This is a genomic window from Streptomyces nigra (assembly GCF_003074055.1).
Taxonomy (GTDB): domain Bacteria; phylum Actinomycetota; class Actinomycetes; order Streptomycetales; family Streptomycetaceae; genus Streptomyces; species Streptomyces nigra.
This window is the reverse complement of record NZ_CP029043.1, coordinates 3,368,462-3,388,312: the sequence shown is the minus strand read 5'-3', so window position 1 is coordinate 3,388,312 and position 19,851 is coordinate 3,368,462. Positions and strand designations below refer to the sequence as shown.

The 19,851-nt window shown below is 71.8% G+C and carries 21 protein-coding genes and 1 riboswitch; of the genes, 10 read left to right on the top strand and 11 right to left on the bottom strand.

The annotated features are described in order from the left end of the window. Positions 1-57: 57 nt before the first annotated feature. Entirely contained in the window at positions 58-996 is a 939-nt protein-coding gene (locus tag DC008_RS15500) for a CBM35 domain-containing protein (protein WP_108707501.1), read from the top strand. 164 nt (positions 997-1,160) lie between these two features. Here DC008_RS15500 and DC008_RS15495 read toward each other — a convergent pair whose 3' ends face one another. The 3 genes from DC008_RS15495 to DC008_RS15485 all read right to left on the bottom strand — a co-directional run bounded on the left by DC008_RS15495 (position 1,161) and on the right by DC008_RS15485 (position 4,380). Continuing rightward, positions 1,161-2,090, bottom strand: coding sequence for a 1-phosphofructokinase family hexose kinase (locus DC008_RS15495; protein ID WP_108707500.1), 930 nt, complete (start codon positions 2,088-2,090; stop codon positions 1,161-1,163). 143 nt (positions 2,091-2,233) lie between these two features. After that, positions 2,234-3,436 carry an N-acetylglucosamine-6-phosphate deacetylase gene (gene nagA, locus DC008_RS15490; protein ID WP_208645880.1) on the bottom strand — a complete coding sequence of 401 codons (1,203 nt, stop codon included), beginning with the start codon at positions 3,434-3,436 and terminating at the stop codon, positions 2,234-2,236. Continuing rightward, a complete protein-coding gene (locus DC008_RS15485; protein ID WP_108707499.1) occupies positions 3,436-4,380 on the bottom strand; it encodes an ROK family protein in 945 nt (314 codons plus the stop codon). Before DC008_RS15485 ends, nagA begins: the two co-directional genes overlap by 1 nt. Positions 4,381-4,484: 104 nt before the next feature. Here DC008_RS15485 and DC008_RS15480 point away from each other — a divergent pair, with 104 nt between their 5' ends. Genes DC008_RS15480 through otsB form a run of 3 tightly spaced genes read left to right on the top strand, consistent with a single transcriptional unit; the run spans position 4,485 to position 7,003 of the window. Beyond that, positions 4,485-5,780, top strand: coding sequence for an extracellular solute-binding protein (locus DC008_RS15480; RefSeq protein WP_108707498.1), 1,296 nt, complete (start codon positions 4,485-4,487; stop codon positions 5,778-5,780). A 36-nt stretch (positions 5,781-5,816) separates the two neighbouring features. Further along, positions 5,817-6,068, top strand: coding sequence for a DUF3263 domain-containing protein (locus DC008_RS15475; protein ID WP_108707497.1), 252 nt, complete (start codon positions 5,817-5,819; stop codon positions 6,066-6,068). 35 nt (positions 6,069-6,103) lie between these two features. Continuing rightward, positions 6,104-7,003: a trehalose-phosphatase gene (gene otsB / locus DC008_RS15470; RefSeq protein ID WP_108707496.1), complete on the top strand. Its 900-nt coding sequence runs from the start codon at positions 6,104-6,106 to the stop codon at positions 7,001-7,003. 4 nt (positions 7,004-7,007) lie between these two features. Here the strand turns inward: otsB and DC008_RS15465 are convergent, their stop codons facing one another. Both DC008_RS15465 and DC008_RS15460 read right to left on the bottom strand, forming a co-directional pair. Further along, positions 7,008-8,423: an alpha,alpha-trehalose-phosphate synthase (UDP-forming) gene (locus DC008_RS15465; protein WP_108707495.1), complete on the bottom strand. Its 1,416-nt coding sequence runs from the start codon at positions 8,421-8,423 to the stop codon at positions 7,008-7,010. A 94-nt stretch (positions 8,424-8,517) separates the two neighbouring features. Beyond that, positions 8,518-9,462: a glucosyl-3-phosphoglycerate synthase gene (locus tag DC008_RS15460; protein WP_108707494.1), complete on the bottom strand. Its 945-nt coding sequence runs from the start codon at positions 9,460-9,462 to the stop codon at positions 8,518-8,520. 158 nt (positions 9,463-9,620) lie between these two features. After that, positions 9,621-9,790: riboswitch (SAM riboswitch) on the top strand. An 18-nt stretch (positions 9,791-9,808) separates the two neighbouring features. Here DC008_RS15460 and thrC point away from each other — a divergent pair. From thrC to DC008_RS15435, 5 genes are all read left to right on the top strand, one after another. Further along, positions 9,809-11,092 carry a threonine synthase gene (gene thrC / locus DC008_RS15455; RefSeq protein WP_108707493.1) on the top strand — a complete coding sequence of 428 codons (1,284 nt, stop codon included), beginning with the start codon at positions 9,809-9,811 and terminating at the stop codon, positions 11,090-11,092. Next, on the top strand, positions 11,089-11,364 hold the full coding sequence (locus DC008_RS15450; protein WP_108707492.1) for a MoaD/ThiS family protein: 276 nt from the start codon (positions 11,089-11,091) through the stop codon (positions 11,362-11,364). The genes thrC and DC008_RS15450 overlap by 4 nt, the downstream gene beginning before the upstream one ends. 443 nt (positions 11,365-11,807) lie before the next feature. After that, positions 11,808-12,014: a cold-shock protein gene (locus tag DC008_RS15445; protein WP_007493268.1), complete on the top strand. Its 207-nt coding sequence runs from the start codon at positions 11,808-11,810 to the stop codon at positions 12,012-12,014. Between the two features lie 308 nt (positions 12,015-12,322). Beyond that, on the top strand, positions 12,323-13,945 hold the full coding sequence (groL, locus tag DC008_RS15440; protein WP_108707491.1) for a chaperonin GroEL: 1,623 nt from the start codon (positions 12,323-12,325) through the stop codon (positions 13,943-13,945). Positions 13,946-14,167: 222 nt separating this feature from the next. Further along, positions 14,168-15,295: an NADH:flavin oxidoreductase gene (locus DC008_RS15435; protein ID WP_108707490.1), complete on the top strand. Its 1,128-nt coding sequence runs from the start codon at positions 14,168-14,170 to the stop codon at positions 15,293-15,295. Positions 15,296-15,408: 113 nt separating this feature from the next. On the opposite strand, the gene DC008_RS15430 is transcribed toward DC008_RS15435, so the two are convergent. The 4 genes from DC008_RS15430 to DC008_RS15415 are packed head-to-tail and all read right to left on the bottom strand — an operon-like array spanning position 15,409 to position 17,608. Beyond that, positions 15,409-15,978: a hypothetical protein gene (locus DC008_RS15430; protein ID WP_108707489.1), complete on the bottom strand. Its 570-nt coding sequence runs from the start codon at positions 15,976-15,978 to the stop codon at positions 15,409-15,411. A 41-nt stretch (positions 15,979-16,019) separates the two neighbouring features. Then, positions 16,020-16,556, bottom strand: coding sequence for a DinB family protein (locus tag DC008_RS15425; RefSeq protein WP_108707488.1), 537 nt, complete (start codon positions 16,554-16,556; stop codon positions 16,020-16,022). A gap of 25 nt (positions 16,557-16,581) precedes the next feature. Continuing rightward, entirely contained in the window at positions 16,582-16,785 is a 204-nt protein-coding gene (locus tag DC008_RS15420; protein ID WP_108707487.1) for a DUF397 domain-containing protein, read from the bottom strand. Beyond that, positions 16,769-17,608 carry a helix-turn-helix domain-containing protein gene (locus DC008_RS15415; RefSeq protein WP_108707486.1) on the bottom strand — a complete coding sequence of 280 codons (840 nt, stop codon included), beginning with the start codon at positions 17,606-17,608 and terminating at the stop codon, positions 16,769-16,771. Before DC008_RS15415 ends, DC008_RS15420 begins: the two co-directional genes overlap by 17 nt. Before the next feature lie 115 nt (positions 17,609-17,723). Between DC008_RS15415 and DC008_RS15410 the strand changes: the two genes are divergently transcribed. After that, the gene (locus DC008_RS15410; RefSeq protein ID WP_079033907.1) at positions 17,724-17,966 is read left to right on the top strand and encodes a hypothetical protein; all 243 of its coding nucleotides are present in this window, start codon (positions 17,724-17,726) and stop codon (positions 17,964-17,966) included. Here the strand turns inward: DC008_RS15410 and murQ are convergent. After that, positions 17,914-18,849: an N-acetylmuramic acid 6-phosphate etherase gene (murQ, locus tag DC008_RS15405; protein ID WP_108707485.1), complete on the bottom strand. Its 936-nt coding sequence runs from the start codon at positions 18,847-18,849 to the stop codon at positions 17,914-17,916. The genes DC008_RS15410 and murQ overlap by 53 nt on opposite strands. 50 nt (positions 18,850-18,899) lie before the next feature. Continuing rightward, entirely contained in the window at positions 18,900-19,802 is a 903-nt protein-coding gene (locus DC008_RS15400) for a MurR/RpiR family transcriptional regulator (protein WP_055625104.1), read from the bottom strand. Positions 19,803-19,851: the final 49 nt, after the last annotated feature.

Below are 19,851 nucleotides of genomic sequence, written 5' to 3'. Positions count from 1 at the left end.
GGCTCGCCACTCTGACCCCCTGCATCGCAGCCCGCACCTGGTGAGGAGTACCAAGGGATGACGTCCGGCAACAACGGCGCCACTACGCCCGAGGACGACGACCCGTTCGGCTACCTCTACGCCGACGGGCAGGCCAACGGCGCCCAGCCCCCGTCCGGTGGCTACGGCTACCCGAACGCCGTCAACCGGGTGCGGACCGTCGGCCAGCGCCAGTACGGCCAGCAGCCGGCCGGTCCCGGCCAGATACCGCAGCAGCAGGGCGCCTACGGCCAGCCCAACGCGCACTACGCGGCCCCGGAGACCCTGCCCGGCGGGGCGCAGACGACCCAGATGTCCCACAGCGCCGGAACCGGTGGCGGCGGTCGCGGTCGCGGGCCCAACACCAAGGGCCTGCTGATCGGCGCCATCGCGGTCGTCGCGGCGGTCGTCATCGGCATCAGCGTGGCCATGCTCGGCGGCGACGACGAGGACGACCCCTCGGGCGACGGCGCGCAGGCGGGCCCGACGCAGTCCCAGAGCGCGGAGTCCAAGCCCTCGAAGACCACCGACCCCGGTGACGAGGTCGAGCTGCCGAAGAGCGACGCCAAGACGCTGGCCCTCGGCGGCACCGCGGCCACCGCGTCCGACGTCAAGGGCGCCCAGGCGGACGGCGGCGTGTACGTCACCGGTTTCAACCAGGTCGGCTCGTCGGTCACCTGGACGGTGAACGGCATCCCGAAGGGCGGCAAGTACACCGTCTACGTCGGCTACAGCGTCCCGGGCAAGGACCAGAACGCCACGCTCACGGTCAACGGCACGCCCTCCACCGCTCCGGTCAACCTCAAGAACTACGCGAACGCCGCCGAGGGCGACTACGAGAAGGGCTGGACGAAGACCTACAACTACGTCCAGCTCAACAAGGGCACGAACACGATCAAGGTGTCGTGCGAGGAGGGCAACCAGTGCGACGCCCTGCTCGACCAGGTGTGGCTGGTCAAGGGCTGGGTCAAGTCCTAGGCCATGTCCTAGGCCGTGTCCGCAAAGTCCCGCCTGCCGTTCGACGCCCGGCACGCTCCCCCAAGCTCTTCGAGCAGGGGGTACCCCCGGAGCACGCACCGGACGCCGCTCGGCCCGCCCTACGGGCGGACGACGCGACTTTACGGACACGACCTGGGCACGGCTCACGCGGCGGTGGCCTCGCCGGTCACCGCCACCCGGGCCAGCAGGTCCTCGTAGGCGCCCCGGTCGAACTCTCCGGCCGTCGGTGCCGCCACGCTCGCCGCGCCCAGCGCCGTCGCCCGGGCCAGCCGGTCCGGCCAGGCCAGATCCTCGACCAGCCCCGACAGCAGCCCCGCGACGACCGCGTCGCCGGCGCCCGTCGGGTTGCCGCGCAGCCGGGCGGGCGGGGCCGCGCGCCAGCGCCCCTCCGGGGTGACCGCGAGCAGTCCGCCCTCGCCGAGGGAGGCCACCACGGCGCGGGCGCCCCTGCGCCGCGCGTCCTGCGTCGCCCGGGACGGCTCGTGCGACCCGGTCAGCTCGGCCAGTTCCCCGGCGTTCGGCTTCAGCACGTCCGGGCGGGCGGCGACACCCCGGCGCAGCGCCTCGCCGCTGGTGTCGAGGAGGACCGGCACCCCGGCCGTCCGCGCGGAGCGGACCAGCCCGGCGTAGGCCCCGACCGGCACTCCCGGCGGCAGGCTGCCGCACAGGGCCACCGCGGACGCGCCGGCGACGAGGGTGTCGTACGCCTCCTGGAAGGCGGACCACTCGGCGGGCGAGACGGTCGGGCCGGGCTCGTTCAGCTGGGTCGTGTCACCGGTGCGGTCGTCGACGACGGCGACGGTGCGCCGGGTCGGGCCGGTCACCGGGACCAGGGCGTCGACCACCCCGGGGACGGCGGTCAGCCGCTCCCGCACCTCCCGGCCCGTCGCGCCGCCCGCGAAGCCGGTGACCGTCACCTCGTGGCCGAGGGCCGCCAGGACGCGGGCCACGTTCAGGCCCTTCCCGCCGGCGCGTTCGGTGACCTCGGAGACCCGGTGGGAGGTGTGGGGGTGCAGCGCCCCGACCCGGTAGGTGATGTCGAGAGCGGTGTTCAGCGTGACCGTCAGGATCACCTGGGCCGACCTCCCCCGAAAGAAGTTCTCGATGCGTGTGCCGTTCACCCGCGGACGTCCGGTGCGGGCGTCACGATCATGCCAAAAGGGCGGCGGCCGTCACAGTCTCCCAGGACAACCACCGCCCTCAACAGGCGGACACATCACCCCAGTTGGGGATCGATCACCCATTCACCGCGGCGCATCACGCCCTTGAGCTCGAAGTCGGCGTCCAGGACGACCAGGTCGGCGTCCTTGCCGGGCTCCAGCGAGCCGACGCGGTCGTAGCGGCCGAGCAGCTTGGCCGGGTTGGCCGACAGCGCCGCCACCACGTCCCCGACCGGCAGCCGGTCGATGGTCACCGCGCGCTTGAAGGCGCGGTCCAGGGTGAGGGTGGAGCCCGCGATCGAGCCGCCCTCCACCAGGCGGGCCACGCCGTCGGCGACCTCCACCTCCAGTGGGCCGAGCATGTAGCGGCCGTCGCCGAAGCCGGCGGCGTCCATCGCGTCCGTGATGAACGCGACCCGGTCGGCGCCCGCGTGACGGAACGCCAGTTCCAGGGAGGCCGGGTGCAGATGGGTGCCGTCGTTGATCAGCTCGACCGTCACCCGCTCGTCCTCGAGCAGGGCCACGATCGGGCCGGGCTCGCGGTGGCCGAGCGGGGGCATCGCGTTGAACAGATGGGTGGCGACGGTCGCGCCGGCGTCGATCGCCTCCACGGTCTGCTCGTAGCCGGCGTCCGTGTGCCCGATCGCGGCGATCACGCCGTGCTCGGCGAGCAGCCGTACGGAGTCGATGCCGCCCGGCAGCTCGGTGGCGAGGGTGACCATCGCCGCGTGGCCGCGGGCCGCGTCGACCAGCTTGCGGACGTCCGCCGGGTCCGGGTCGCGCAGCAGCTCCTCGGAGTGCGCGCCCTTGCGGCACGGCGAGATGAACGGCCCCTCGAAGTGGATGCCCGCGATGTCGCCCTGCTCGGCGAGCTCGGAGAGCAGCCCGGCCCGGCGGGTCAGGAAGTCCATGTCGCCGGTGACGGTGGAGGCGACCAGGGTCGTGGTGCCGTGCAGCCGGTGGGTGCGGATGCCCTGGAGGACGTCCTCGGGCGTGCCCGAGGTGAAGGACGCCCCGCCGCCGCCGTGATTGTGGATGTCCACGAAGCCCGGCACGATCCAGTGGCCGGTGAGGTCGGCACGGCGGGCGTTCTCCGGTGCCGTGCCGGCGATCCGGGCGCCGTCGACGATCACCTGGCCCTCTTCGAGCGTCCCCGTCGGCAGGACCACGTGGGCGCCGGACAGGACGAGGGGACCCCTGTCCGCCGCGGGCCGGGGGTGCGTTGTGGCGCTGTCCCGCGCCCCTGAGGGGATTGCCATCAGGCCGATTCCTCCGTGCGGTCGGTGGATGTGAGGAGATCCCAGGCCAGAAGACCGGCACCGAGGCAGCCGGCCGTGTCCCCGAGTGCCGCGGGGACGATCTCCGGCAGCTTCTGGAAGGTGACCCGCCGCCGGACCGCGTCCCGCAGGGGTGTGAACAAGGTTTCCCCCGCCTCGGCCAGACCGCCACCGATGATCAGGGTGCGCGGGTCCAGCAGGGTGAGGGCGGTGACCAGACCGTCGGCGAGCGCGTCCACGGCCGTCCGCCACACGCGGACGGCGTTCGGGTCGCCGGACAGGACGGCCTTGGCGCAGTCCGCGGCGTCCGCCTCCGGGTCGCCGCAGGCGGCGGCCCAGGCCTCGCTGACGGCGGCCGCCGAGGCGTACCGCTCCAGACAGCCCCGCTGTCCGCAGGGGCAGGGGGCGCCGCCGGGCCGGACGACGACATGGCCGATCTCGCCGGCGAAGCCGTGCGCGCCCGCCTCCACCCGGCCGTCGATGCCGATGGCGCCGGCGATCCCGGTGCCGAGGGGCACGAACAGGAAGCGGTCGGCGCCGCGGCCCGCTCCGACGCGGCCCTCGGCGAGGCCACCGGTGCGCACGTCGTGGCCGAGGGCGACGGGGACCCCGCCGAGCCGTGCGGCGAGCAGATCGCGCAGCGGGACGTCCCGCCAGCCCAGGTTGGCGGCGTAGACGGCGAGGCCGCGCTCGGGGTCGACGATCCCGGGGACCGCGACACCGGCGGCGGCCGCGGGCTCGCCGAAGTGCTGCTCGCCGTGGGCGCGCAGCTCGGCGGCGAAGTCGAGGATGCCCTCGACGACGGCCTCCGGTCCGCGCGCGCGGCCGGTGGGCCGGCGGGCCTGGTGGAACAGCTCGCCGTCCGCCCCGGCCAGGGCGGCCTTCATCCCGGTGCCGCCCACGTCGAGGGCGATGACATGTCTCACGGGGACAGTGTGGCTTGCCAACCCGCGAGAGGTCTAGTCCACTTGCGTGGTGTAGACCTGTGGGGGCACATATGTATGACGATTCGAAATTTTCGAACAGAGGTATGGGGCGGATTCGCGTGCAACGGCGTGGTCGGAGGCGTACAGGAACGGTCGTCGCGGTGGTGGCCGCACTGGGCATGACGGCGGTGCTGGGCGGCTGCGGAGTGACCGGCGACACGGACGACGTCACGCTCACGCTGGTGGCGGCCGACTACGGCGACAGCGAGGCCACCAGCTCGCGGAAGTACTGGGACAAGCTCACCGAGGCGTACGAGGCGGAGCACCCCGGGGTGACCGTCGACGTCGAGGTGTACTCCTGGAACGAGGTCGACGCCAAGGTCAAGGAGATGGTCGCCGCGGGCGAGGCACCCGACCTCGCACAGATCGGCGCCTACGCCGACTATGCCGCGAAGGACCTGCTGTACCCGGCCGACGACCTGCTCTCCATCCCGGTGCAGGCCGACCTCGTCCCGCAGCTCGCCGAGGCGGGCCAGGTGGACGGCGTCCAGTACGGCCTTCCCTTCGCGTCCTCGACGCGGCTGCTCTTCTACAACAAGACCCTCTTCCAGCAGGCCGGCCTGTCCGCGCCGCGCACCTGGAAGGAGCTGGCGGCCGCCGCCGCGGCGCTCAAGGCGCAGGGCGTGAAGTACCCGTACGCGCTGCCGCTCGGGTCCGAGGAGGCACAGGCCGAGACGATGCAGTGGCTGCTCAGCGGTGGGGGCGGCTACACCGACCCCCAGCTCGGCACCTACAGCATCGACTCCCCGGAGAACGTCAGCACCTTCACCTGGCTGCGGGACAGCCTGGTCGGCAAGGGCCTCACCGGCCCGGTCCCGCCCGGCGAGCTGAACCGCGCCGACGCCTTCACCGCCTTCACCAAGGGTGACGTCGGCATGCTCAACGGGCACCCCTCGCTGATGCAGACGGCCGAGAAGAAGGGCGTGGAGTTCGGCATGGTGCCCATGCCCGGCCTCGACGGACCCACCAAGTTCTCCATGGGCGTGGCCGACTGGATGATGGCGTTCAAGCAGAACGACCACGCCGAGCAGATCGGCACGTTCCTGAACTTCGTCTACGACGAGAAGAACGTCCTGGACTTCTCCCGGCGCTACGACCTGCTCCCCGTCACCACCTCCGCGTCCCACGTGATGTCCGGCGCGAAGGAGGACGCCGACCTCAAGCCCTTCCTGGAGCAGCTGCCGTCCTCCGAGCTCTACCCGGTCGGCCGGACCTCCTGGGCCACGGTCAGCGCGGACGTCAAGAAGAGCATCGGCGCGACGGTCACCTCGGGCGGCAGCCCGGCGACGGTCCTGGCCCGGCTCCAGACCACGGCGAACCGGCTGGACGCCGCCGAGTAGCAGCCGCTGTCGGTGGCGGGGGTTACGGTGCCAGGCATGGACCAGCAGCAGGAACGGCCCGAGCCGGCCCTCGCCGACCGCGAACGGGCAGTGCTCGCCCTGGAGCGCCGGGGCTTTCCCGGCCCCGGCGCCAAGGAGCGCGCCATACGCGAGGAGCTGGGCCTGGCGCCGGTGCGCTACTACCAGCTGCTCAACGCCCTGCTGGACGACCCGAGGGCCCTGGCCCACGACCCGGTGACGGTGAACCGGCTGCGCCGGGTGCGCGACGCGAGGCGGTCCGAGCGCTGAGGGCTACCCGGCCCGCCGCTGGATAGTGTCCAGGTATGGCCCGTCACAACGATCCGAACGACCCGACCCCGTCCGCCCCCGCGTCCGGCGCGGCCCTCCCGGAGCCCACCACCGGCCCCGGCCGGGACGGGCTGGCCGCGCTGCTCGCCCGGCCCGCCCGCGCCCTGGTCGCCCTGGACTTCGACGGAACCCTCGCGCCGATCGTGCCCGACCCGGAGAAGGCGCGCGCCCACCCGGAGGCGGTGCCCGCGCTCGCCCGGCTCGCACCCGAGGTCGCCGCCGTGGCCGTGATCACCGGCCGGCCCGCCGAGGTGGCCGTGCACCACGGCGGCTTCGCCGGGGTCCCGGGCCTGGAGCACCTGGTGGTGCTCGGGCACTACGGCGCCGAGCGCTGGGACGCCGCGAGCGGTGAGCTGTCCGCACCCGACCCGCACCCCGGGGTCGCGGCCGCACGCGCCGCCCTGCCCGCCCTGCTGGCGGAGCACGAGGACGGCACCTGGATCGAGGACAAGGGGCACGCGGTCGCCGTGCACACGCGCCGCGCCGCCGATCCGCAGGGCACCTTCGACGCCCTGCGCGGCCCGCTCACCGACCTGGCCGAGCGCAACGGCCTCATCGTCGAACCGGGCCGGATGGTCCTCGAACTGCGCCCGCCCGGCATGGACAAGGGCAAGGCCCTGAGCGACCTCGCCCACGACCTCGGCGCCGAGGCGGTCCTGTACGCCGGAGACGACCTCGGCGACCTGCCCGCCTACGCCGCCGTCGACGACCTGCGGGCCAAGGGCGTCCCCGGCCTCCTGGTCTGCAGCGGCAGCGAGGAGGTCACGGAACTCTCCGAGCGGGCGGACGTGGTGGTCCCGGGCCCCGAGGGCGTGGTCGCACTCCTGCGCACCCTCGCGGACCGCACGAAGACGGACCGCACGCCCACAACCTGACCGGTCAGGCCGCCCCGTCCCCCGTCAACGCGTTCAGCTGGTCCAGGAACCACCGGGCGGGGGGCAGGGCCGTCGCCGCGGCCGCCAGGCGCTTGGAGCGCTCCGCCCGCTCCGCCGGGGGCACCGACAGGGCCTCGTGCAGCGCCTCGGCCGTGGCGATCACGTCGTACGGGTTGACGGGGAGGGCGTCCTCGCCGAGCTCCTCGAAAGCGCCGGCCTCACGGGACAGGACCAGGACGCACCCCTCGTCGGAGACGAGCGGCACCTCCTTGGCGACCAGGTTCATTCCGTCCCGGATGGGGTTGACCAGGGCCACGTCCGCCAGCCGGTAGGCGGCCAGGGAGCGGGCGAAGTCGTCCTTGACGTGCAGGACGACCGGCGTCCAGCCGGGCGTCCCATAGGCGTCGTTGATCTCCTGGGCGACCCGCTGCACCTCGGCCGTGTAGTCGCGGTAGACGGCGAGGTCCTGCCGCGAGGGGTAGGCGAAGGCCACGTGCACCACGCGCTCGCGCCACTCGGCGTGGTCGTCGAGCAGCTGCCGGTACGCCAGCAGGCCGCGCACGATGTTCTTGGACAGCTCGGTGCGGTCGACGCGCACGACGGTGCGGCGGGGCGAGCCGTCGGGGGCGGTGCCGATCTCCTCGCGCAGCGCCGTCATCCGCTCGGACACGTCGGACTCGTGCGAGCGGGCCCGCAGGAAGTCCGCGTCCGCGCCCAGCCCGTGCACCCCGATCCGGGTGCCGCCGAGCCCGCCGGCGAACCGCTCGCAGCACGCCTCGAAGGCGTCCGCCCAGCGCCGGGTGAGGAAGCCGAGCCGGTCCGCGCCGAGCATCCCGCCGAGGACCTGCCGGGCGATGTCGTCGGGCAGCATCGCGAAGTACTCCGGCGGCGCCCACGGCGTGTGCGAGAAGTGCCCGATCCGCACGTCCGGGCGCAGTTCGCGCAGCATCCCCGGCACCAGCGTCAGGTGGTAGTCCTGGACCAGCACGGCCGCCCCGGGGGCCGCCCGCTCGGCCAGCGCCTCGGCGAAGGCGCGGTTGTAGGTCTCGTACGAGGCCCACTGGCGCCGGAACTCCGCGTCGAAGACCGGCTCCAGCGGGGTCTGGTAGAGCATGTGGTGCACGAACCACAGGACCGAGTTCGCGATGCCGTTGTACGCGTCCGCGTGCACGTCCGCCGGGATGTCCAGCATCAGCACGCCGTCCTCGCCGGCCCCGCGGCGCACCGCCTCCCGGTCGCCGTCGGACAGCGCCGAGCACACCCACAGGGCGCCCGCGTCCGGCCCGATCGCCGACAGCCCGGAGACCATTCCGCCGCCGCCCCTCTTGCTGTGCAGCGAACCGTCGTCGCGCACCTCGTAGGAGACCGGGCCGCGGTTCGAGGCGACCAGTACCTTGGCAGCAGTCTGCGGGGAAGCCATACGCCTCAACCTAGCCCGGCCCGGAAACGCTCAAACGTACGGTTCGGCTCAGTGGGGGCTCACGCACGCGCTGTATACGGCCGGTGCCCGGCGTTCACGCGACCCTGCGCGTCGCGTACTCCGCGATCTCCACCATCGGCGGGCGCTCCTCGGTGTCCACCGAGTACGTCCGAGGCTCGAAACCGTCGGCGCCGCGCTCGAACTGGGTCAGCGCCGGACGCACCAGATGCCCGCGCGCCAGCCGCAGCTGGGCGGTGCGGTAGATCGCCGCGGACATCCGGCCCAGCGCCTGCCCGTCCTGGTGCCGGTGCTTGCGCACCCCCACGTCCACCTGCGCGAGAGCGTCCAGTCCCACCAGATGCAGGGCGTCCACCAGCATGCCCAGCTCGACGCCGTACCCGACCGGGAAGGGCAGCTGCTCAAGCAGGCTGCGCCGGGCCGCGTACTCGCCGCCGAGGGGCTGTACGAATCCGGCCAGCTGCGGCCAGTGCATGTTCAGCAGCGGGCGGGCCATCAGTTCGGTGACGCGGCCGCCCTGCCCGGAGGCGCCGCCGAGCGGGCGGTCGTACATCGCCTTGACCAGGTCGACCCCGGGGTCGGTGAGCAGCGGCCCGACGATGCCGAGGACGAAGTCCGAGGAGAACTCGCGCAGGTCGGCGTCGACGAAGCAGACGATGTCCCCGCCCGTGACCAGCAGCGACCGCCACAGCACCTCGCCCTTGCCGGGCACGGCCGGGACGCGGGGCAGGATGTCGTCGCGGTGCACGACCCGCGCGCCGGCCGCCGCGGCGACCTCGGCGGTGCGGTCGGTGGACCCGGAGTCGACGACGACGATCTCGTCGACCAGCGGCACCTGGTGCACCAGGTCGTGGGCGATGATCGCGACGATGTCGCCGACCGTCTCCTCCTCGTTGAGCGCGGGCAGGACGACCGACACCGACTGGCCGCTGCGCTGCTTGGCGGCCAGGACATGGTGCAGCGGGCGGTCGGCCAGGGACCAGGAGCGGCTGATCAGCCAGCGCTCGACTTCTTCCAGCACGGTCGGCGGCTCCTCACTGTCGAACGACGTCGGTGATCCATCTCGCGGTTCGGACGGCTCTCTCAACTGTCCTGGCCTTCGGTTACAGTCTTGAACAACGCGAGTGACCATCGCATGTCAGGGTCGCCCGGGTTCACAACCGCAGTACAACCGCATACCGCTCATCCAGAGGGGCAGAGGGACACGGCCCGATGAAGCCCCGGCAACCCTCCAGTCGGTTCTCGTAGATCAGCGTCGATCGTCACCGTTGATCGTCCTCGCGAGGCTCCCGGCTAGGGAAGGTGCCAAATCCGTCTCACGGCGAGATGCGTCGTGAGGAAGATGAGGAGAAAGGGCCTCGCCTCACATGGCTGTGCAGACTGTTGCAAGCAGCACCGACTCCACCGTAGACCTCGGCCCCGCAGCGGCGCTCTCCTGTCGCGAGTGCGGCCACCGCGTCCCGCTCGGCCCGGTCTTCGCCTGCGAGGAGTGTTTCGGCCCGCTCGAGATCGCCTACGACTTCTCCGGCTACGACACCGAGAAGCTCCGTCAGCGCATCGAGGCGGGCCCCGCGAACATCTGGCGCTACGCGCCCCTGCTGCCCGTCCCGGCCGACGTGGCGGACAAGCCGAACATCAACCCCGGCTGGACCAAGCTCGTCAAGGCCGACAACCTCGCCCGCGAACTGGGCGTCACCGGCGGCCTGTACGTCAAGGACGACTCCGGCAACCCGACGCACAGCTTCAAGGACCGCGTGGTCGCGCAGGCCCTGGAGGCCGCGCGCGCCTTCGGCTTCACCACCCTGTCCTGCTCCTCGACGGGCAACCTGGCCGGCGCCGTGGGCGCCGCCGCGGCCCGCGCCGGCCTCCGCTCGTGCGTGTTCATCCCGCACGACCTGGAGCAGGGCAAGGTCGTCATGGCCGCGATCTACGGCGGCGAGCTTGTCGGCATCGAGGGCAACTACGACGACGTGAACCGTTTCTGCTCCGAGCTGATCGGCGACCCGGCCGGTGAGGGCTGGGGCTTCGTGAACGTCAACCTGCGGCCGTACTACGCCGAGGGCTCCAAGACGCTCGCGTACGAGATCTGCGAGCAGCTCGGCTGGCGCCTGCCGGACCAGCTGGTCGTCCCGATCGCCTCCGGCTCCCAGCTCACCAAGATCGACAAGGGCCTCCAGGAGCTGATCAAGCTCGGGCTGGTCGAGGACAAGCCGTACAAGATCTTCGGTGCCCAGGCCGAGGGCTGCTCGCCGGTGTCCACCGCCTTCAAGGCGGGGCACGACGTGGTCCGCCCGCAGAAGCCGGACACCATCGCCAAGTCGCTCGCCATCGGCAACCCGGCCGACGGCCCCTACGTCCTGGACATCGCGCGCCGCACGGGCGGTGCGGTGGAGGACGTGACGGACGCCGAGATCGTGCAGGCGATCAAGCTGCTCGCGCGCACGGAGGGCGTCTTCGCCGAGACCGCGGGCGGTGTGACGGTGGGCGTCACGAAGAAGCTCATCGAGAGCGGGGTGCTCGACCCCACCAAGACCACGGTCGTCCTGAACACCGGTGACGGCCTGAAGACGCTGGACGCGGTGGCGGGTACGGGCCTCACCGCGACGATTCGTCCCAACCTTGACTCCTTCCGAGAGGCTGGCCTCGCATGAGCGTGACCGTTCGCATCCCGACCATCCTGCGCACCTACACCGGCGGTCGGGCCGAGGTCGCCGCCGAGGGCGCGACCCTGGCCGAGGTCATCTCCGACCTGGAGAAGAACCACACGGGGATCGCCGCCCGTGTGCTGGACGACCAGGGCAAGCTCCGCCGCTTCGTGAACGTGTACGTGAACGACGACGACGTGCGTTTCGAGCAGGGTCTGGAGACCGCCACTCCGGACGGCGCCGGTGTCTCCATCATTCCGGCCGTCGCCGGCGGCTGACCGGATGACTGAACATTACCTTCGGTAACCTCAGTCACCGAGCGTTCATCGAATTGCCTCCTCCGTGAGAGAAACGGAGGAGGCAATTCTGTGTGATTGAGCGGGGTACAGTTGGGGAACGCACCGCCGGTTCACGGACCGGCCGCCTTTGATGCGTGCCGCCGGCCCGACAAGAAGTAGCCAAAGTGCGCGGCCCTTTTGCGACTCATGCCCCGTTTGTCCGGCCGGACTTGACGCGAAGTCAGCGGAATTGTCCCCACATTCCCGACCGGTCGTGCCCGGATTTCTCGTCCGATTGACCTGTTGCAGACGGCAGTTGGGCAGATACATTCAGCCGCGGTCGACGCGTTCCGGCGCACGCCCCCGACCGATTGGGGGGTGAGGTCTGACCCGGATCCGCGAAGTGTGGATCTGTGCAAGGGCCAGTAATAGGGGAGTTAGGCATGGCTCAGGGCACCGTCAAGTGGTTCAACGCGGAGAAGGGGTACGGCTTCATCGCGGTCGACGGTGGTGCGGATGTTTTCGTCCACTACAGCGCGATCCAGATGGACGGTTACCGCACCCTGGAAGAGGGCCAGCGGGTCGATTTCGAGATCTCGCAGGGTCAGAAGGGGCCGCAGGCGGACATGGTCCGGCTGGCGACCGGCTGAAGCACGCGTCGACGAACAGCAGCGACGTTCTTCTTCGAAGGGCCCGCGCCTCCTGGGGGCGCGGGCCCTTCGCCGTGCCCGCGCGCCCCTGTGCGCGACGGGCGCGCAGCGCGGGCGCCTTGCACTCTCGTACCCCGAGTGCTAATCATTGGCGTTAGCACTCTGAAGGTGAGAGTGACAAAGGAGGACCGGGTCGGTGAGGCCCGCAGGCCAGGTGGGGCAAGGAACCACGCGGCCGGCGAGCCGTCCGTCGCGGGCGCGGGCGCGGTCCGAAGGAATCACCCCCAGTCCTGGAGGGACCACTTCACATGGCCAAGATCATCGCGTTCGACGAGGAGGCGCGGCGCGGCCTCGAGCGCGGCATGAACCAGCTCGCGGACGCCGTCAAGGTGACGCTCGGCCCCAAGGGCCGCAACGTCGTCCTCGAGAAGAAGTGGGGCGCCCCCACGATCACCAACGATGGTGTCTCCATCGCCAAGGAGATCGAGCTCGAGGACCCGTACGAGAAGATCGGCGCCGAGCTGGTCAAGGAAGTCGCCAAGAAGACGGACGACGTCGCCGGTGACGGTACGACCACCGCGACCGTCCTCGCCCAGGCCCTGGTCAAGGAGGGCCTGCGCAACGTCGCCGCCGGCGCCAACCCGATGGCCCTCAAGCGCGGCATCGAGCGTGCCGTCGAGGCCGTCAGCGCCGCCCTGCTCGAGCAGGCCAAGGATGTCGAGACCAAGGAGCAGATCGCTTCCACGGCCTCCATCTCCGCCGCCGACACCCAGATCGGCGAGCTCATCGCCGAGGCCATGGACAAGGTCGGCAAGGAAGGCGTCATCACCGTCGAGGAGTCCCAGACCTTCGGTCTGGAGCTGGAGCTCACCGAGGGTATGCGCTTCGACAAGGGCTACATCTCGGCGTACTTCGCCACCGACATGGAGCGTATGGAGGCCGTTCTCGACGACCCGTACATCCTGATCGCGAACTCCAAGATCGCCAACGTCAAGGACCTGCTCCCGCTCCTGGAGAAGGTCATGCAGTCGGGCAAGCCGCTGCTGATCATCGCCGAGGACGTCGAGGGCGAGGCCCTGTCGACCCTGGTCGTCAACAAGATCCGCGGCACCTTCAAGTCCGTCGCGGTCAAGGCCCCGGGCTTCGGCGACCGCCGCAAGGCGATGCTGAACGACATCGCCATCCTCACCGGTGGCGAGGTCATCTCCGAGGAGGTCGGTCTCAAGCTGGAGAACACCTCCCTGGACCTCCTGGGCAAGGCCCGCAAGGTCGTCATCACCAAGGACGAGACCACCATCGTCGACGGTGCCGGCTCCTCCGAGCAGGTCCAGGGCCGGGTCAACCAGATCCGCGCCGAGATCGAGAACAGCGACTCGGACTACGACCGCGAGAAGCTGCAGGAGCGCCTGGCGAAGCTCGCCGGCGGTGTCGCGGTCATCAAGGCCGGTGCCGCCACCGAGGTGGAGCTCAAGGAGCGCAAGCACCGCATCGAGGACGCCGTGCGCAACGCCAAGGCGGCCGTCGAGGAGGGCATCGTCGCCGGTGGTGGCGTGGCCCTGCTGCAGGCCTCCAGCGTCTTCGAGAAGCTGGAGCTCCAGGGCGACGAGGCGACCGGTGCGGCCGCCGTCAAGCTCGCGCTCGAGGCCCCGCTGAAGCAGATCGCCGTCAACGCCGGTCTCGAGGGCGGCGTCGTGGTGGAGAAGGTCCGCAACCTCACCCCGGGTCACGGCCTGAACGCCGCGACCGGTGAGTACGTCGACCTGGTCGCCGAGGGCATCATCGACCCGGCCAAGGTGACGCGCTCCGCGCTGCAGAACGCCGCGTCGATCGCCGCGCTGTTCCTCACCACCGAGGCCGTCATCGCCGACAAGCCGGAGAAGGCCGCGGCCCCGGCCGGCGGCGGCATGCCGGGCGGTGACATGGACTTCTGATCGTCCTCGGGGCCCCCGGCCCCGGACGGTCCACGTCCTACACGGAGGGCGGCACTTCCTGTTCCGGCAGGAGGTGCCGCCCTTCGGCGTGTCCGGGCTCACGCGGACGGGAACGGCGAACGGGATGCGGGGGAGCCGGGGAAGTGCTTAAGGTGGTGTAACAATGCACGCGCACATACTGCCCGGTCAGTCGACCGCATCCCCCACCGAGGAGCCCCCCGTATGACCCTCGCCCAGCCCGCCGCCTCCCGTGCGGCCGAGATCCTGTCCCGGCCGGCCGTCATCAACGGCCTCACCGTCCCGAACCGCATCGTGATGGCGCCGATGACCCGGATGTTCTCGCCGGGCGGCGTCCCCGGGGAGGACGTGCTGTCGTACTACGCGCGCCGGGCGGCGTCCGGCGTCGGTCTGATCGTCACCGAGGGCACCTATGTCGGGCACCCGTCGGCGGGCCAGAGCGACCGGGTGCCCCGGTTCCACGGCGAGGAGCAGCTGGCCGGCTGGGCGAAGGTCGCCGAGGCGGTGCACGCGGCGGACGGCACGATCGTGCCGCAGCTGTGGCACATCGGCATGGTCCGCGAGCAGGGCCAGCAGCCCTTCCCGGACGCCCCGGCCATCGGCCCCTCCGGGCTGCGCATCGGCGCCGACGAGCCCACCGGCCGCGCGATGACCCGCCAGGACCTGGACGACGTGATCGCCGCCTTCGCGGAGGCCGCCGCCGACGCCGAGCGCATCGGCTTCGACGGCGTGGAGATCCACGGCGCGCACGGCTACCTGGTCGACCAGTTCCTGTGGGCGGGCACCAACCGCCGCACCGACGCCTACGGCGGTGACCCGGTCGCGCGCACGCTCTTCGCCGCCGAGATCGTGGCCGCCGTACGCGAGCGGGTGTCGCCCACCTTCCCGGTGATCTTCCGCTACTCGCAGTGGAAGCAGGAGGCGTACGACGCGCGCCTCGCGGAGACCCCGCAGGAGCTGGAGGCCATCCTCGCCCCGCTCGCCGCCGCCGGTGTCGACGCCTTCCACGCCTCCACCCGCCGCTACTGGATCCCGGAGTTCGACGGCTCCGACCTCAACCTCGCGGGCTGGACGAAGAAGCTGACCGGCCGCCCCACCATCACGGTCGGCTCGGTCGGCCTCGACGGCGAGTTCATCCGGGCGTTCGTGGGGGAGGGCTCCGCCACCAAGGGCTTCGACGACCTGCTGGACGCGCTGGAGCGCGACGAGTACGACCTGGTGGCCGTCGGTCGCGCCCTGCTGCAGGACCCGCAGTGGGCGGCGAAGGTCCTCGAGGGCCGCATCGACGAGCTGAAGCCGTACGACGCCGCGTCGCTGCGGACCCTCAGCTGACCCCGGCCCCGCGCGGCCGTCACGCTGGGGAAGGGGTGGGGGACACGGGGTGCCTCGCCGCTGCAGGGTGGTCCTCGCGGTCGGCACGCGAGCCCGCCACGGTGGAGTAGCGGCTACAGATTGCCCAGGGGCTCGATGTCGACCTTCACCGGGGTGCCCCAGATCCGCAGCACCTCGTAGTCGGTGAACTCGTGCACCAGCCGGTACGCCATCGCCGCGCGCGGCCCGCGCCGCTGGGCGGCGAGATACAGCTCGGCCTCCTGGCGGTCGCGGCGCGGGGTCCCGCACAACTGCCACTCCTGGCCGTTCCACAGCTCCGGCAGCCAGCGCTGCTGGGGCTGGGGGCGGTCGCCCCGCACCCCGTACCGGGACGGCGCCGTCGGCTCGGGGGACCGGGGCACGTCGGGGCCGTTGAACTCCGAACGCCGCGCGGCCCGGCGCCGGGTCTCGCAGAGCAGGCACAGGTCGTGCGCGTTCTCGTCGACCGGCCCGTTCGGATGCTCCGGGCAGCGCGTGGCCGGCGCCGCGCCGGAGACGCTCTCGTCGAGCAGCTCCAGCGCGCGGCGCAGATCCGCCTTCATCTCGTGCAGCTTCGCGTCGGGCGTGTCCGCGGAGAGGGCGTCGCCGTGCTCACCGAGGACACGGAGAGCACGGCCCAGGGCGGTCATCTGGGCGTGGTTCATGGACCCCAGTCTGGGCAGTCCCCACCCCTTCGCGCCAACTCTCAGCCCATCGTCCTCGCCCCGTCCAGGGACTCCCTGATGATGTCGGCGTGACCGGCGTGCTGCGCGGTCTCGGCGATGATGTGCAGCAGCACCCTGCGGGCCGACCAGCGGGCGTCCTCGTCGAACCACGGCGCCCGCGGCAGCGGGTGGGACGCGTTCAGGTCCGGCAGCTTCGCGACGAGCTCGTCGGTGCGCCGGGCGACCTCCTCGTACTCCGCCAGCACCCCGGCCAGCGTCTCGCCCGGCAGCATCCGGAACTCGTCGGCGCGCTTGGCGAAGTCCGCCTCGGTCATCGTCGAGAAGTCGGGCATCGCGGCCGGTCCGTCCACGATGAAGTCGGCCCACTTCTGCTCCACCGACGTGACGTGCTTGATCAGCCCGCCCAGACACAGCGCGCTGGCGGTGCTCCGGATGCCCGCCTGCTCGTCGGTGAGATCACGCGTGGTGAACCGCAGGAAGTGCCGGTGCTTGGCGAGCGTCTCCAGGAGGTCGGCGCGCTCGTCCGTGACGGTGGTGGTGTTCGTGGTGTCGGTCATGAGCCCACCGTAGAAGTCGTTTAGGTCAGATCCTGACCGCTTCGACGAAGGCCTCCCACGCGGATTCGGAAAAGACGAGCGCCGGTCCGCCGGGGGTCTTGGAATCACGGACGGGGACGAGGGTGGGGAAGTCGTGGGTGACTTCGAGGCAGTTGCCGCCATCGCCGCCGCTGTGACGGGACTTGTGCCAGGTGGCCGCCTTCAGGTCCTGCTCAGGGATGCTCCTCATGCGCGTAATCCTGCGCCATGGCCTCGATGAGGGCCAGGGACTTGTACGGAGACAGCGCGCAGGCCGCGAGCAGCTCGTAGGTGTGCCGTCGGCGTCGGACGGTGGCGGGGTCGTCCTCCAGCCGTCCGGTGCCGACTCCTTCGAAGTAGACGAGCGGGGGCGCGTCCTCGAACTCCATCAGCTTGAGGGCGCCCTGCATGGCGGCGTGCGCCCCGCCCTCGAAGGGCAGCACCTGGACGATGACCCGGCTGCGGCGCATCAGGGCGGCGATGTGCCGCAGTGCCTCCGCCATCACCTCGCGTCCGCCGGTGACCCGCCGCAACGCGCCCTCGTCCAGAACCACCCACAACAACGGGTGTGTTGGATCGCTGAGCAGACGCGTCCGCTCCATCCGCGCGCTCACCAGCCGGTCGATCGTCTCCTGCGGGGCGGTCGGCTGGTAGGCCCGGCACACCGCCTCGGCGTAGGCGGGCGTCTGCAGCAGGCCGGGGACGAGGAGCGGGGCGTACTCACGGATCTCCGTGGCCGTCGCCTCGGCCTCCGCCGCCTGCGCGAAGTGCTCCGGATACCGGGACTGCGCCGTCACCCGGCAGTTGCGCTGGAAGAAGTCGTCCGTGCCCAGCACTTCGTCCAGCACCCGGGCCTGGTCGGGCTGGATCCGCCGGGTCCCCGCCTCCAGCTGGCCGACGAACGAGCCGCTGACGAACAGCAGTTGCCCCAGCTTCTCCTGGCTGAGGCCGGCCTTCTCGCGCGCGTGCCGCAGCTCGGCGCCGAGCAGCGCACGGGGCGACGACGACGGATCCAGGTCCTTGGGCCCCGGCATGGCACCTCCCGGTCGGACAGCGAAGGGTGTTGGGACGTTCCCTCTGGCCAGCCTAGGGACGATTCCGCCACTCTGTGTGGCGAATCAGTGACTCCGCGTGGAGAGGTGACCCCCCATGAGGTCCTCCGAAGAGATCGTCGCGTCCCTGCGGGAGGCGTTCGGCGCCGTCGGTGTCGTCCTGCCGTCCCTGTGCGTGGACCCCGTCACCGGGGCCGGGAAGGAGCCGTACGCCCTCGTGCAGTTGGGGCGGTGCAACGTGCGGACCGCCGAGCGGCTGGTGGCGGTGCTGCGGGACGCGGCGGAGGTCAGGCGCCGGCCTCTCGCAGCGCCTCCCGCAGATGCCCCCGCGCCGCGCTGAGCAGTTCTGTAGCTGTCGGGCCGTCGACGTCCGCGAGGAGGACCAGGATGGCCGTCTTCACCTCGCCGTCCGCCTCGGTCAGGGCGCGTTCGACGGCCTCGTGGTCCGCGCCCGTGGCGAGGGAGACGATGCGGCGGGAGCGGGCCCGCAGCTTCTCGTTGGACGCGCGGACGTCGACCATCAGGTTCCCGTACGTCTTGCCGAGCCGGATCATCGTGATCGTCGACAGCATGTTGAGGACCAGCTTCTGTGCCGTGCCCGCCTTCAGCCGGGTCGAGCCGGTCAGCAGCTCCGGGCCGACGACGACCTCGATGCCGTGCTCGGCGGCGGCCGCCAGCGCGCTGTCCGCGTTGCAGGACAGGCCGATCGTCAACGCGCCGAGCCGCCGGGCGTGTTCGACGGCACCGACGGCGTACGGGGTGCGCCCGGAGGCGGAGACGCCGACCACCGTGTCCAGCGGGGTCAGCGTGAGCGCGTCGAGGTCGGCGCGGGCCAGCTCTGCGGAGTCCTCGGCCCCCTCGACGGAGGTCACCACCGCCTTCGGGCCGCCCGCGATGAGGCCGACGACCTGCCCCGGGTCGGTGTTGAAGGTGGGCGGGCACTCGGAGGCGTCGAGCACGCCGAGCCGGCCCGCGGTGCCCGCGCCCGCGTAGACGAGGCGCCCGCCCCGGCCCATCCGCTCCGCGACGGCGTCGACGGCGGCGGCGATCTCGGGCAGGCGCCGGGCGACGGCGGCGGGCACCGAGCCGTCCTCGCCGTTCATGATCCGGGCGATGTCGAGGGTCGGCAGCCGGTCGATCTCGGCGAACTCGGGCCGGAACGCCTCGGTGGTCAGGGTCTCCAGCTCGGCGCGGAGGTCACGAGGAGTGGAAGCGGAGGTCATGCGCGGGCGGCTCTCTTCGTTGCTCGACGACGCGACTTTACGGACACGGCCTAGCGGCGGTGCCGGTGGGCCAGGGCCTCGTAGGAGGCGGCCAGCGCGGGCGCCGCGGTGTCGTACGTCCGTTGCGCCACCCCGACGAACAGGCAGTCCACGACGAGGAGCTGGCTCGTCCGGGACGACATGGCGGCGGGCCGCAGCTCGCTCTCGCGGGCCGTCGACGTGGTGAGGACGTGGTCGGCGTACTGCGTGACCGGGCCGTCGGGGCGCCCGGTGATGGCGACCGTGGTGGCCCCGTGCTCGAAGGCGACCCGCAGCGGCTCGATGACGTCCCCGGTCGAACCGGAGTGCGTGATCGCGATGGCCACGTCCCCGGCGCGCAGCTGCACCGCGTTCGTCACCGCGAGGTGCGGATCGCTGTGGGCGTGCGCTATCAGCCCTATCCGCAGCAGCTTCTGCGTGAGGTCCTGGGCGACCAGGCCGCTCGCCCCGATGCCGTACACGTCGATCCGGCGGGCCGCCGCGGCGGCGGTGACCGCCGCGCCGAGCTGGACGGTGTCGAGTCCGGCCGCGGTGTCGGCGAGGGTCTGCTGCTCGTCGTAGGCCAGCTTGGCGACGACGTCGGCGATCGGGTCGTCCACGGCGATGTCGGTGGTGATCGCGGGGGCGCGGCCCGACTCCTGCTGGGCGGCCAGACCGGCCAGGGCGAGCCGCAGATCGCGGTAGCCGGGGTAGCCGAGGAGACGGGCGGTGCGTACGACGGTGGCCTCGCTGGTGCCGGTGAGCTCCGCGAGCCCGGTGACCGTGAGGGCCGCACAGCCGGCGGGGTCCTTCGCCACCGCTTCCGCGACCCGCTGCATGGAGCGGGTCATCGAGGGGGCGAGCGTACGCACCTTCGCCGCGAGGGCGGCGGGCGCGGGCGCGCGGCCGAAAGTTTCCTTCACGTCATTGGTCACATATGAAACGTATTTTCAATGCCGGGTCGTGGTCAAGAGTGCGCACAAT